7 protein-coding genes are annotated in these 14,185 nt (G+C 50.3%); all 7 read left to right on the forward strand.

Annotation, left to right across the window (positions count from 1 at the left end; genetic code table 11):
- The first annotated feature begins 26 nt into the window (after window positions 1-26).
- The 7 genes from PGL02S_RS00965 (at window position 27) to PGL02S_RS00995 (ending at window position 14,149) form a co-directional block, all read left to right on the forward strand.
- Window positions 27-3,104, forward strand: coding sequence for an alpha-mannosidase (locus PGL02S_RS00965; protein ID WP_036639154.1), 3,078 nt, complete (start codon window positions 27-29; stop codon window positions 3,102-3,104).
- Window positions 3,105-3,149: 45 nt separating this feature from the next.
- On the forward strand, window positions 3,150-4,076 hold the full coding sequence (locus PGL02S_RS00970) for an ABC transporter permease (protein WP_006210614.1): 927 nt from the start codon (window positions 3,150-3,152) through the stop codon (window positions 4,074-4,076).
- Between the two features lie 12 nt (window positions 4,077-4,088).
- Entirely contained in the window at window positions 4,089-4,985 is an 897-nt protein-coding gene (locus PGL02S_RS00975) for a carbohydrate ABC transporter permease (protein WP_006210615.1), read from the forward strand.
- 72 nt (window positions 4,986-5,057) lie between these two features.
- On the forward strand, window positions 5,058-6,716 hold the full coding sequence (locus PGL02S_RS00980; protein WP_036639152.1) for an extracellular solute-binding protein: 1,659 nt from the start codon (window positions 5,058-5,060) through the stop codon (window positions 6,714-6,716).
- Window positions 6,717-6,876: 160 nt separating this feature from the next.
- A complete protein-coding gene (locus tag PGL02S_RS00985) occupies window positions 6,877-8,922 on the forward strand; it encodes a glutaminase family protein (RefSeq protein WP_036639151.1) in 2,046 nt (681 codons plus the stop codon).
- Window positions 8,923-8,954: 32 nt separating this feature from the next.
- Entirely contained in the window at window positions 8,955-12,281 is a 3,327-nt protein-coding gene (locus PGL02S_RS00990; protein ID WP_244892271.1) for a glycosyl hydrolase, read from the forward strand.
- A gap of 266 nt (window positions 12,282-12,547) precedes the next feature.
- Window positions 12,548-14,149: a CehA/McbA family metallohydrolase domain-containing protein gene (locus PGL02S_RS00995; RefSeq protein ID WP_036639147.1), complete on the forward strand. Its 1,602-nt coding sequence runs from the start codon at window positions 12,548-12,550 to the stop codon at window positions 14,147-14,149.
- The last annotated feature ends 36 nt before the right edge of the window (window positions 14,150-14,185 follow it).

Here is a 14,185-nt window from a genome sequence, read left to right on the forward strand (position 1 = left end):
GATGTAATAGAGAGGAGTTGATCATCATGCCATACGAACCGATCAGACGAGAGCCGTTAAAACAGATGTTGGATAAACTTCGGGAGGCCATTTATAAGCCGGTTGCCGAGTTGGACGTGACGGCATGGGTGACTCCCGAGCCGGTAACTTACGAAGAGCGAATGTCCGGCACGGAAGTTACACTCGCTCATGGAGAGCGATGGGGATTGTTGTGGGACTGTGCCTGGTTTCGATTTTCAGGCAGGATTCCGGAAGCTAGCCCAAGCGAAAACGTTGTCCTGCTGCTGGATGTGAGCGGTGAGCTGTGTTTGGTCGATCAAGAAGGATCACCTGTACAAGGATTGACCACCGTTAATTCTGAATTCGATTTTTCATTAGGGCTCCCCGGCAAGCGTGTTGTCCAGCTTCATGAGATGTTTATGAACGGGCAGGAAATTGAAGTGTGGGCTGATGGGGGCAATAACGATTTATTCGGTAACTACCGGGGAGGAACATTGAAAGAGGCAGTGATTGCGGTCAGCCGGGAGGATATCCGAAGCCTCTACTACGATACGGAGGTGCTCTTGGAAACGGCAGAGCAGCTTCCTGACGGAAGCGCCCGCAAGGAGAGGATGTATCAGACGCTCTATGACGTCTCTATGCTGCTGGCAGAGTTTTCAGAAGAGTGCTTAGAGCAAGCGAAAAAACGATTGGGTGAGCAGCTGAGCTTGCAGGGAGGCGATCATGTCCTCACGATCAGCGCCGTTGGCCATGCGCATATCGATTTAGCATGGTTATGGCCGATCCGGGAGACGATCCGTAAAGGAGCCAGAACGTTCTCAACCGCGCTGCGCATGATGGAACGCTATCCTGATTATGTGTTCGGCGCAAGCCAGCCCCAACTGTATGAGTGGATCAAACAGCGTTATCCCAAGCTGTATGGCCAGATCAAGGAGCGGGTACGCGAAGGCAGATGGGAACCCCAAGGTGCCATGTGGGTGGAGTCGGATACCAATGTACCCGGGGGCGAATCTCTGGTGCGCCAGATTTTATACGGCAAACGTTACTTTCAGCAGGAATTCGGGCTGGAGATGAAGTCGCTCTGGATGCCGGACGTGTTCGGATACTCCGCCAGCTTGCCTCAAATATTGAAGAAATCCGGCGTCGATTACATGATGACCCAGAAGCTTTCCTGGAGCGAATACAATCGGTATCCGCACCATTCCTTTCTGTGGGAGGGGATCGACGGCTCGGCTGTATTGACGCATATGCCGCCCGAGGATACGTACAACAGTCCGGCGGCACCGCGTTCCATCGTGAAGGCAGAGCGAGAGTACTTGGATAAAAACGTATCCGGTCATGCGCTGATGCTCTTCGGGATCGGAGACGGTGGCGGCGGTCCCGGTGAGGAGCATCTGGAGCGGCTGTCACGAGAGAAGAACCTGCTGGGCCTGTCCCCCGTCACGCAGGAGCCTTCGTGGAAATTCTTCGAACGGCTGAATAAAGAGCGGGCGAGATTCCAGACTTGGCGCGGCGAGCTTTATCTGGAGAAGCATCAAGGTACCCTCACCAGTCAGGCTAGAAGCAAGCGGTATAATCGCAAGATGGAGAAAGCGCTGCGCGAATTGGAGTTCGCCTCCGTACTGGCGGCCGCCCGGTTAGGACGGTCATATCCATCCGAGCCCCTGGAGACGATCTGGAAGGAAGTGCTTCTCTATCAGTTCCATGACATCCTTCCGGGCTCTTCCATCCAGCGTGTGTACGATGAGTCGCTCATACGGTATGAGGAACTATTACAGCAGACAGAAGCCATGATCACGGACACCTACAGCTTTTTAGCCGATCACATTACATCTCAAGACGATGGCTCCGCAAGGATCGTGGTATTCAATTCACTGCCTTGGACACGAGAGGAATGGCTTCACATGGAAGGACGATGGCGCAAAGTGCGGGTTCCGTCTATGGGCTATACCGTGATCGCAGATGGAGTTGATCAAAGCTCAGAGGATGAAGCAGCGTCCAGCATTGAGATGGTTCCGGAAACCTGGGATTCGGGAATACGTGTTACAGCTGAAGGACACAGCATAGAGAGCGATACCTTTATCGTGCAATTTGATCAAAACGGTGCCATCCTCTCGATTCTGGATAAAGCCGAGGCTCGTGAAGTCATCCCGCAAGGCCGTCTGGGCAATGACCTTCGCGTCTATCATGACAATGGGGACGCTTGGGATTTCCGTCATGACTATGCAGTAAATCCGGGCATGCCGTTAACTCTGCGCCGCATCCGCGAGCTTCGCGATGGTCCACGAATCGGGCTGTTCTTCGAATACAGCTACGGGGAGTCCTCGCTCTCCCAAACCGTTGTTCTGACAGAGGGCAGCCGGCGGATTGATTTCGAGACCCGCGCGGACTGGAGAGAAGACGGTAAAATGCTGCGCACCTCTTTTCCGGTTCATATCCGTGCCGATCAGGTCCATTGCGAGATCCAGTTCGGCAGCTTGAGTAGGCCGACTCACCGCAATACGATGTGGGACTTCGCGAAGGATGAGATATGCGCACATCAATGGATCGACTTGTCCGAACCGGATTATGGAGTCGCACTGCTCAATGATTGCAAGTATGGCCATAGGGCCATCGAGAACGTGCTGGATCTGAACTTGCTGCGCAGCAGCTCCTATCCGGATCCGGCAGCGGATCGTGCAGAACATGCGTTCACGTATTCGTTATATCCGCATCCAGGAAACCATGTGCAGGCCGAAGTCTATCGAAGAGGTCATGAACTGAACATCCCGCTTCGAACGGTTTCCATGTCATCTCCGCCCGATCCGGAGAACGGACAATTGCCTTATACGACAGCATTTGTGGAGCCGGACCATCCGTACATCATGGTGGAATCCGTCAAGAAAGCCGAGGATGGCGATGACATCATCATCCGGCTGTATGAAACTTCCGGAACTCATGCCAAAGCAGCCCTCCGGCTTGGATTCCAGGCACTCGAAGCCTGGATGGCTGATCTGATGGAGAACATCCTTTCACCGCTTCCGATTGCCGATTCATCGGAGATCGCATTAGCCTTCACGCCATTTCAAATCATCACGCTGCGATTAAAATTACCGCAGGTATAAGCAGGGGCGACTATCCGCCCCCCATGAGAAAGGAGAGGTGGGAATGTGATTAAGCAACGAATAACAAACCATCGATTGATGAAGCGAATCTGGCAGCACAAGCTTTTCTATTTGTTCATGCTGCCCGGCATTGTCTGGTTTTTCCTGTTCTCCTACGTGCCTCTGTATGGAATTCAAGTCGCCTTCAGGGATTATACCTTTGTCGGCGGATTCACGGGGAGTCCATGGGCAGGCTTCAAGTACTTTGAACAATTTTTCAATTATTATCAATCCGGCGACATCATCCGCAACACCGTCATCATCAGCCTCATGAAGCTGCTGATCGGATTTCCGATGCCGATCATTCTTGCACTCCTGTTAAATGAAGTCCGGAAACTGAAATTCAAGAAGACGATTCAGACCCTATCTTACTTGCCGTACTTCGTATCCTGGATCGTGGTGGTCACGTTGATGCAAAGACTGCTTACTCCGTATGGTGGTCCGGTCAATGACTTACTGGGTTCATTAGGAACGGAATCGATCCAGTTTCTCAACAACCCCACCTGGTTCTATCAGATGATTGTGGGCTCCGATATCTGGAAGAACATCGGTTGGAATTCCATTATCTTTATGGCCGCCATTGCGGGTATCGATCAGCAGCTGTACGAGGCAGCCAAGATGGATGGCGCAGGCCGATTTCGGCAGATGTGGCACATAACCCTTCCAGGTATCCGCAATGTGGCCATCATATTATTCATTCTCGCCGTAGGCAATCTGATGAGTGCGGGTTATGAGCAGCTGCTCCTCCTGAATGGACCTGCAACCGCGAGCATGGGCAGCGTACTCGACGTGCACGCGATCAACTCCGGTATCCGGGAAGGGCGTCTCAGCTACGCCGCGGCTGTCGGACTGTTCCAAAGCATTATCGGGCTTATCCTGGTTCTGACCGTCAATCGGATCGCCCGCAAAGTCAGTGATGTATCCCTGTTCTAAGGAGGTGACGTTATGAAACGCAAATGGTCCCTGTTCTCAATCGTGAACTATACCTTTCTTGCTTTGGTTGGTTTCTCCATGATCTACCCGTTTATTTATATCCTGGCTTATTCCCTGAATGACGGCAAGGATTCGATGCAGGGGGCGATTTATTTCCTTCCTCGTAAATTTACGCTTGAAAACTATGCCCAGGTGTTCGATAACGCCCGCATTTGGAAAGCGTATCAAATTACGCTCATGCGCACCGTGCTGGGAACCTTCCTGCATGTGGTCCTGTCTACGCTTATGGCCTATGCGCTTTCCAAAAAGACGCTGCCGGGCCGTTCCTTTTTTACCTTTTATATCTTTTTGCCTACGATTTTCAGTGCCGGGTTCATCCCGTTCTTCATTACGCTTCAGAAACTGCATCTGATCAACAGCTTCTGGGTATACGTGCTGCCCATGCTGTTCAATTTCATGCATATCGTCATCATTCGGACGTTTCTGCAGGGGATCCCGGAGGAACTGGAGGAATCGGCCCGCATCGACGGGTATGGCGATTTTCAAATCTTCCTGCGGATTATACTGCCTCTTTCCGGGCCGGTGCTGGCCACCATCTCGCTCTTTATCGGGGTGTCGCATTGGAATGACTGGTTCTCGGGTGCTTATTACGTATCCAACAAGGATTTGATTCCGGTGCAGACTCTATTGCAAGAAATGCTGACGGAAGCAGAGGCGCTATCCAATTCGATGCAGCGCGCAGCCCAGCAGGGCGGACAGACGATTGGAGGTACCAGCGGCGCAGGAGCAACGCCAGAATCGCTCCGCATGGCCTTGCTTGTCATCACGGTCTTCCCGATATTGTGTATTTATCCATTTCTGCAGCGGTATTTCGTAAAGGGGGTTATGATCGGTTCGGTTAAAGGTTAGGTCATCCTGACCCGGAATTTGCAAAGGCTTGTAACAAGATCATGGAAATCCATATTCCAGGAGGCGATTGGTTTGAACAGGATTTGGTCGAAAGGCATATCCCTATTGCTCGTGTCCATCATGGTAAGCGGTTTGTTGATCAGCTGCACGAATTCATCAGGGAACGGAGATAACGGAGAAGGCGCTGAAGGAGAGAATTCATACAAACTCAAAATACTGCACAATTGGAACGGTTCCAACGGCTCCGATACGATAACTCCTGTGGAGGAAGTCATTAAGGAGAAGACCGGTGTTACCCTTCAGTGGGAATATACCAAAGGCAGTGAAACGGAGAAGGTCAACCAGATCTTCGCCACGCAGGATTTGCCGGATATTTATACCGGTCCCGCATGGGGAGGGGAGCTGGACGGCATCATCAAGGCGGCCAAGGAAGGACAATTGGTTGATATATCCGACAAATTGAAGGATTACCCGAATCTGTCCAAATCCATAGCGGAAGAAAATGTACCGCCTGCTTTATACGAAAAAGCGATTGATGCTTATGACGGCAAAAAATATTTACTCCTCCAAAATCAGCCTGCGACCAACGAGGACGGCATGGATTGGCTCTACGGCTTCTACGTTCGCAAGGACATCGCCGAGAAGGTCGGCGTCGATCCGCAGTCTGTCGTGACGAAGGAGGATTTCTATAACTTCCTCAAAAAAATCAAGGACGCCAAGCTGCAGGAGAACGGCCAGCCGGTCTTTCCGCTTGGCGGGTTCAGCAACGGCTGGGCCGTGGGTATCGGCAACACCATGTTCTACTCAGGGGCCAGCTATGTTGACAAAGGCGATGGAACGGTAGAACGTGACTTCTTCACCAAAGGCTATGAAGAATACACGCTATTCTATCGTAAGCTGGTTGAGGAAGGGCTGTTGGATCCTGAAGCCTTTACTCAGACAGATCCGATCGCCAAGGAGAAAATCAATCAAGGTCGCATCGCCATCCTAGCCGCGCATTACCCGGCTATACTGGACGCCTCCAAGGAATATGTCACCTCCCATCCAGAAAGTGACTACATTCCACTCGGTCCGTTGGAGCGGGCGGACGTTGAGCCGAACCGGCCGGTGGATCTTGGTATTCAAGGCAATAACGTGACAGCGATCACGAAGAACTGCAAGGGCGCCTGCGTGGACGCAGCGTTGAAATTTCTCGATTTCATGGCTTCGGACGAAGGCTTCATGCTGGCCCGGTACGGGGTGCAGGGCGTCCACTGGGACATGAAGGACGGCAAGCCTGCTGCCAATCAAGAATGGTTTGACAAATTCAGCACGGACACCAACATGAAGCAACGCAAGAACGAGGGTATCAGCATCGGCCTTGAATCACTGACGGGTCTGGACCGTATTAATTCCGCTGCCGGGGGAGATATCTGGGCCGAACAGGAACGGCTTGATGCCATGGAGCAAGCTCGCAAAATCCTCCGTCCGAACGGTATTCATGTCATTACAGCGTATAATCCGGGTGATGTGATTACGAAAGCACCGGAATGGGAGATGTTGAAACCTTCGATGGATCGAATGGGAGATGCCTGGAAGGAAGCAGTGTTTGCCAAATCGGATGAAGCTGCGATGAGCATCATTAACGACCTTCGCGAGCAGCTCCGAAACACCGGATATGAGAAAGCCATGCAGTTCACGAACGAAAATCTGCAAGGAAAAGAAGTAGTGACTGTCCAAATGCCGAACTGACCGTAATCATGACTTCCCTTAATAAGGGAGTCCGGCAAACCTCAAAAGGCTTCGCAGCACCTTGACGCACAAGGAGGGCGAGGCCTTTCGCCGTATTATGTTCCCAATCGCAAGGATATCCTTGGCGTCATGAAGAATAAACTAAAGGAGTTGAATGTAGATGACAACAAATTTCAGACCTTTTAGACCTCCGTCCGTACCTCTGGTAACCGTAGATCCTTATTTCAGCGTATGGTCCGCTGCGGATCAACTGTACGATGATCATACCCGGCATTGGACGAACAAGATCCATGGTATGGTGGGACTTGCGATCATTGATGGCAAGACCCGACGCTTTATGGGGAGAGTGGGTATGCAGGATTCAACCCATTTCCAAGAACCTGAGACGCTTGATCAAACCGATCTGACGGTCGAGCCAGTAACCACCCGGTATACGTTTCAGGGGGAAGGCATCGAGCTTCAGGTTCGGTTCACCACACCTCTATTGCTGGATGATCTCGATGTGTTATCAAGGCCAGTCACCTATGTGACGTATGAGGTTCGTTCTATGGATGGAGCATCACATCAAGTGAAAATCTATTTCGATGTGACAGGCGAATGGTGTGTACATACACCGGATCAACAGGTGACTTGGGAGCATCATGTGATGGATGGGCAATGGAATGCCATGTCGATGGGCACCGTGGAACAGCCGGTTCTAAAACTTGCCGGGGACGATACGAGAATTGATTGGGGATACGTCTATTTGGCGGTTCCTCGTACGCCTCATATCCAGACGGTTATTCATTCCGCATCAACTCGCGAGTCGTATGTTCTAAGCGGTCAATTACCAGCGGAAGATGATACTCAGAAGCCGAGAGCTGTTTCCGATAACATGCCGATCATGGCAGCAGAGATTGATATGGGTGTCATCCAGGAAGAGCCAGTGACTCAGTACCTGATGCTTGCGTATGACGATGTTCACGCTATCGAATATTTTCACAAACCGCTGGATGCGTACTGGAAACGAAGCGGGTTAACGTTCCGCGACATGCTGTTAATGAGCGCCCAGCAATATGAAGAGATCCAGCGAAGATGTGATCGCTTTAATCGGGAACTGCTGACCGAGAGCCAAGCCGCAGGCGGTGAGAAGTATAGGGATATCCTGGCGTTAACGTACAGACAGGCGATTGCCGCGCATAAATTGGTAACCGATGAAGCGGGATCTGTTCTATTTTTCTCCAAAGAGAATTTCAGTAATGGATGCATCGCTACCGTCGATGTCAGCTACCCGTCGATTCCGTTGTTCCTTCGATATAACCCTGAATTGATTAAAGGCATGATGCGTCCGATTTATAGATATGCCATGAGCCGTGATTGGACGTTTGATTTTGCCCCGCATGACGCAGGGACTTATCCTAAGGCTAACGGACAGGTTTACGGCGAGAACAAGCTTGAGTACCAAATGCCGATTGAGGAATGCGGGAACATGCTCTTGATGGCTGCGGCGGTGAGCAAGTATGAGGGAAATGCGGAGTTTGCCCGGGAACACTGGGGTCTTCTTACGAAATGGGCGGGGTATTTACTTCAGAACGGACTTGATCCTGAAAATCAGCTGTGTACCGATGATTTTGCCGGACATTTGGCACACAACGCCAACCTCTCCATTAAGGCGATCTTGGGCATTGCTGCTTATGCGTATATGTGCGACAAACTCAATTTACAGGAAGGAGCCGTTTACCTTGAGGCCGCGCAGAAGATGGCCAATGAATGGGTAGCCATGGCTGATGCCGGAGATCACTATAAACTGACTTTTGACAGTCCGAACGATTCATGGAGCATGAAATACAATCTGGTGTGGGACCGCCTGCTTGGTTTGCACCTGTTTCCGGAAGAGGTTGCGGTTCAAGAGCTGGCATATTACCAGCAGCAACAGAATCGATATGGCTATCCGCTGGACAGCCGCGATACGTATACAAAATCCGATTGGCTGGTATGGTGTGCTTCTATGAGCACTACGCCGGAGTTGTTCCAATCATTGATCTCGCCTTTATGGGATTTCATGAATGAGACCTCCGCTCGCGTTCCGGTAACGGATTGGTATGACACGATCTCCGGCAGGCAGATGAATTTCCAGAATCGTTCCGTTGTCGGGGGATTCTTCATCCAACTTCTCATGAAAGAGTTCATGAATGAATCAACCGCAAATTCGAGTGAAGACAGGTGATGCAGGTGAATAACGTTAAGCCGGAAGCTCGTATGGACTTCAACCTATTGAAGCGGGAATTTATGAATCCGCAAGCCGCGTATCGTCCGCAGCCTTTTTGGTTTTTGAACCATGAGCTTGAGAAGGCGGAACTGGAGAGCCAGATTCAAGCGATGTTTGAAGCGGGTGTTGGGGGTGTCGTTCTGCATGCTCGTCATGGTATGCAAATTCCATACCTGTCGCCAGCATTTATGGAGGTACTGGAATTTTGCACAATGGAGTGCGAGAAACGAAATATGGTGGTTTGGCTGTACGATGAGAATAATTGGCCAAGCGGCACGCTGGGCGGTAAGCTGACGCGGCAGCATCCGGAATATCGCATGCATTACTTAAGGGTGGAGGAGAAAAGGCATTCGCGCGCGGCAGATTCAGAAGCGTTACGGCTGGATTTTGCCTGCCATGATCATAATGAGCTAATCGCCATTCTGGCTTATCGTGCTACCCGGAGTGACGAGGAATGGCTGCTGCATGACGATCCCGAAGATATTACACATTTATGGGGACGGGATTGGACTCCGACTACGGAGGACGCCTATATCGTGCTGGCCTGTTGGTCCTGCGAAATCGCGGAAGGCATCACGTTTGCCCAAGGGTATTATCTGGATACACTTAATCCGGAAGCCGTTCAGACCTTCATTCAGATGGCATATGAACCGTTTCTGCCTCTGCAGAAATATTACGGCTCCACCATTCAAGGTGTGTTTACCGACGAGCCAGGGCTTATGATCCATGATGGTTTCTTCGGCGTGGAGGCGATCCGAACGGCGGTGAATGATGTAGGCGCTACCTTGCCGGGCATGGTTTTTGCTTGGACATTTGGGATGAGGGAGCGGTTTCAAGAGGAGAACGGGTATGATCTGGTCCCAAGACTAGGCGCTTTATTATATGGCATGGCGGATGGCAGCCGCTCAACCAAACAGCAATATTATGATTCGATTACCCGCTGGTACGTTGAGGGCTATCATGCAGCTATCCGGACATGGTGTGAGCAATATGGCTTGTTATACATCGGTCATACGCTGGAGGAGCCGGTCTGGGGACAGGCCCGATCCCAAGGGAATCAGACGCGGGTGCTGCAGCAGTTCCATTACGCAGGGGTGGATTATCTCACGGCGGGCATCGGCACGAAGGAGAATCCACACCGCATCGTGTCCGTTAAAACAGCGGCCTCTGTCGCACAACTGAACGGGAAGGAACGAGTGATCTGCGAATCCTTCGGTGCAAGCGGTCACGGCTACTCCATGCGCCAACGGCGGCTGGATGCGAATTTCATGGCATTTCTGGGTGTGAACCTGTTCATCCCTCATGCATTCTATTATTCATTTGCAGGATACCGGAAGACCGATTTCCCGCCGACCGAATTCAAACATGCGCCGCATTGGCCGCATTATCAGTCCTTTGCTGATTATATCGGACGTTTGAGTGTACTGGGTGCTTCGACGAAGCGGAAGCCCGAAGTGCTATTGTTGTCCCCTATCCACACGGTGTACGAATGTATGTTCCTGTCCGGGCAATCGGATCAACATCCTTCTGCTGACAAATGGTTCTCAATCTTGTCAGATCGCCTGCTTCGCAGCTCCATTGATTATGATTATGTCGATGAATGCCAGCTGAGAGAGGCAGAAATCGTTCCTGGAGCAGGGTATCGATTCTGCGGGGGTGAGAACATATATTCGGTTTTGATCATGCCGGGGATTCAGGTGATGTCCAAGGATGTCGCCGCGAGGCTTGTTTCCTTCGTTAAACAGGGTGGAACGCTCATTGCGGTAGGGGCTATTCCGAAGCATAGCGAGCGTATGCGGCAGGATCCAGAGCTGACGAAGCTTATGAATGAGCTATTTCAGCCGCATCCGCGGCATGGTGAAATATATGCAATGGGGAAGGGATACACACAGTATTATTCCCTAGAGGATACGGCTCATGAAGCGTCCATGATCATGGATGACAATCATAGTTCTGTATGTGACCATGACCAGGAAGAGGGAGTATGTAACGACCGTGCTGCAACTCTTGATGAGCAAGAGAAGGTACCACTGCCAGATCTGTTTGAGCGATTTTGTGTTCATGTAAGCAGGCTGCTAAGGATTTCACCGACCCTGCGTTGGCAGCTTGAAGATGGGCGAAATGGGGATTTGATCTATGTGGAACGTATGTTCGACAACCAACTGCATACTTGGCTGATGAATTGGTCAGAGCAGTCTGTCACGATCAGGCTGGATCCAGGAGCAGCGAAGGATTGTATAGAAGAATGGGACTTGGAGAGCGGAAAGGTTCAGCAGTTGAGCCATGGTGCAACTCTATCCTTTGCGCCTGGAGAGCTGCGCATATTCTCGGTTACATCTGGTGAGAGTTCGTATATGCATCAAGAACATACGTTCTTTAACAGGAGCGAAGAGAACAGCATCTCCGAAGTTGTGGCTATTCTGCAGGATCCATGGCAGTTCCAAACTACTGAGCCGAACGTTCTTCTGCTCGATCAATGGCAGGTCACTTTGAATGACCGACAGTCCAAAATGAATGCAACGATGCCCGGACAGGTGAATACGTATCGGACTACGTTTACCATGACACAGGAATTGATAGGCCTTGTGCAGTCTGCGAGTCGTTCTGGTCCTTCGAATAAATCCGGAAGTGACAGGCCGACTGAGATAGAGCTGGTTCTGGACGATGTTAAGCAGAACATCCCTTCACATATCGGTTTCCTGCAGCGCAGGCGGAATCTTGAGATTTTTGTTAATGGCGTCCGGCAAGATGCCCTGCGCCCATCAACTTGGCAGGACTCCCACTATAAGCGTGTAGATATCACTAAGCATTTGGTTGCGGGCGAGAATGAGCTGGAGATTCTGACGGTATCTTTATTGGAGCCGATGGCGGCGATCTCGTTTCCAGCCTTTCTGTTAGGACCATTTATAATAGAAGGTCATATGACACTAAATGCGGAGTCGGAACATATGTTTGGTTCTTGGGATTCGGCCGGCTATCCTTATTATTCAGGAGCGGGAGATTACACTCAGCAAGTAAATTTGGATATGGCTCAACTCCGACTAGGATCAGATGATGAGTTATGGCTGGAAGCCGAGGATATCAGGGAGACAGCTTGCTTATATGTGAATGAGAGGGAGGCCGGTGTCCGTTTATGGCCGCCTTATCACTGGAATATCACGTCCTATGCAGGGCAGGGGAACAACCAAATCACTATACGTGCAGCGAATACACTTGAGAATTTATATGGAAAATCAGCATTGCCTTCTGGAGTGAATGGACAGGTAAAGTTGGTGCGTCGTTCACGAATCCGGGAAAAAGATCGCAGTCAAAACTAAGATATCCCCAAATGACTATAGCCCTGCGTAGGTTATAGTCATTGTCGTCATCTCATAAGTTTACATAATATATAATATGTATACCATTACTGTGTTGAAACTTTAAATATCGGATATTCAACCTGCTGGAAGGCATCGAGATTTAGTAGTCGAAAAATTGAAGACTAGGTTCTTACACAATCAACGATTTGTGATGACAATCTCCTAATCCTGGAGCATTAAGCTTAGATGGTTCGGTGACTATTTCAACTCGGAGGTGCCATTAAGTGCAGCTGAAGAAGAAAACCATCATGGTTTTGGCGCTCAGCTTGTCCATTCTTTCGCAAGGCATGGTTGTCCATGCGGCGAAGGAAGAAGGTTACAAGTTTAAGCCGGAAGGTAACGGTAAATGGATGACGGGTGAGTACCACGCACATACTTATCAATCCGATGATGCCAGTCAATCCCTGCAAGAAGTGCTGGACCATGGATTTCAGGAGTACAATCTGGACTGGATTGCAATTTCTGATCATCTTCGAACCTCTACACGGGATGAAGATGGGAATGCGATTGCTGGCGGACCTATTCCGCTCTCTCAGGGACTGGCCCAGTACCAGGTTCCCGGAATCAAGCAGCTTCAGGCAGCAGGGAAATATAAGAACAAAATTATCTTCTCGGGGTTTGAATGGGATATGCCTACCTATGAGCATGTGGGTATCGGTATTATTGCGGGCAAATTCGGCTCAGAATCTAGCCTGAAGGCCGTCAGTCAATTTGAGTATCTGTTCACCAACCGTGAAGAATCGTTGTTCGACCCCGCAGATGTTGCGAATTGGAATAAACAAGGAAGCAGGGCATTTACGACACGGGAGGATGCTCGCACGGCACTGGCTTGGCTGGAGAAGAATTATCGGAATAGCAGTTACGCCTTGCTCAACCATCCCTCTAGAAAAACCGTGTACACCACTGCGGACATTCGCGACTTCAATAACATGGCTCCGAACGTCGTATTTGGAATGGAAGGCATGCCCGGGAATCAGATGGAGCCGGATCGAGGCGGCTTAAACCTGACAACGCCGGAAAACAGAACTTATGGCGGCGCTGACTTCATGATCGCCAAGGTTGGCGGCGTATGGGATGCTTTGCTCGGAGAAGGACGCGAGTTCTGGAATTTCACGAATTCGGATTCGCATTTTGAGATTAGTGAAAACCGGTTGTATTCCAGCGGATATTGGCCAGGTCAATACGCCAAGAATTACACTTGGATACAAGGCCAAGACATGCAAAGCGTATTGGATGGTATGCGTTCAGGTAAATCATTCTCTGTCTTCGGCGATTTGATTAACGCACTGGACTTCCAGGTCCGTCATGGTAACAAGCAGGCAGAAATGGGTGGAGATCTTCATGTTAAGAAGGGAACGCCCATCGAGATCACCATCCGCTTCAAAAGCCCGAAGAAAAATAACAATGGCGATGCTGTAAAGGTGGATCATGTCGATCTGCTCGCAGGGGATGTAACGGGTAAGGCACAGCCAGGCACGGCTGCATATAGCAAGAGTACCAACGATTCTACCAAAGTCGTTAAACGGTTTACAAGCAAAGACTGGAAGACCGATCGGGACGGATACAACGTGATCACATATCGAACCGTAGCCACGAAGGATCAATATTTCCGTCTAAGAGGTACCAACCTTGGGGTCAATGTAGCAGGAGAAACAAGCAACGGTAATCCGTTAATGGATCCTAAGACGGACATCGAAGACCATGAGATGCGTTTTGCGGAAATTAACAAACGAAATTATAGTGATCTGTGGTTCTACTCCAATCCCATCTTCGTTTCTGTAGATAGTAAACCGAACAAACATGGGAACCATTCGGAACAAAACTGAATACATGCAATGCATGAAAGAGACTGCCGATCTGTC

It is taken from the genome of Paenibacillus glucanolyticus NBRC 15330 (genome assembly GCF_004000885.1).
Taxonomy (GTDB): domain Bacteria; phylum Bacillota; class Bacilli; order Paenibacillales; family Paenibacillaceae; genus Paenibacillus_AQ; species Paenibacillus_AQ glucanolyticus.

Coding starts and splice junctions, on each gene's coding strand:
- PGL02S_RS00965 (WP_036639154.1), top strand. CDS start 27: ATGCCATACGAACCGATCAGACGAGAGCCGTTAAAACAGATGTTGGAT.
- PGL02S_RS00975 (WP_006210615.1), top strand. CDS start 4,089: ATGAAACGCAAATGGTCCCTGTTCTCAATCGTGAACTATACCTTTCTT.
- PGL02S_RS00985 (WP_036639151.1), top strand. CDS start 6,877: ATGACAACAAATTTCAGACCTTTTAGACCTCCGTCCGTACCTCTGGTA.
- PGL02S_RS00990 (WP_244892271.1), top strand. CDS start 8,955: ATGGACTTCAACCTATTGAAGCGGGAATTTATGAATCCGCAAGCCGCG.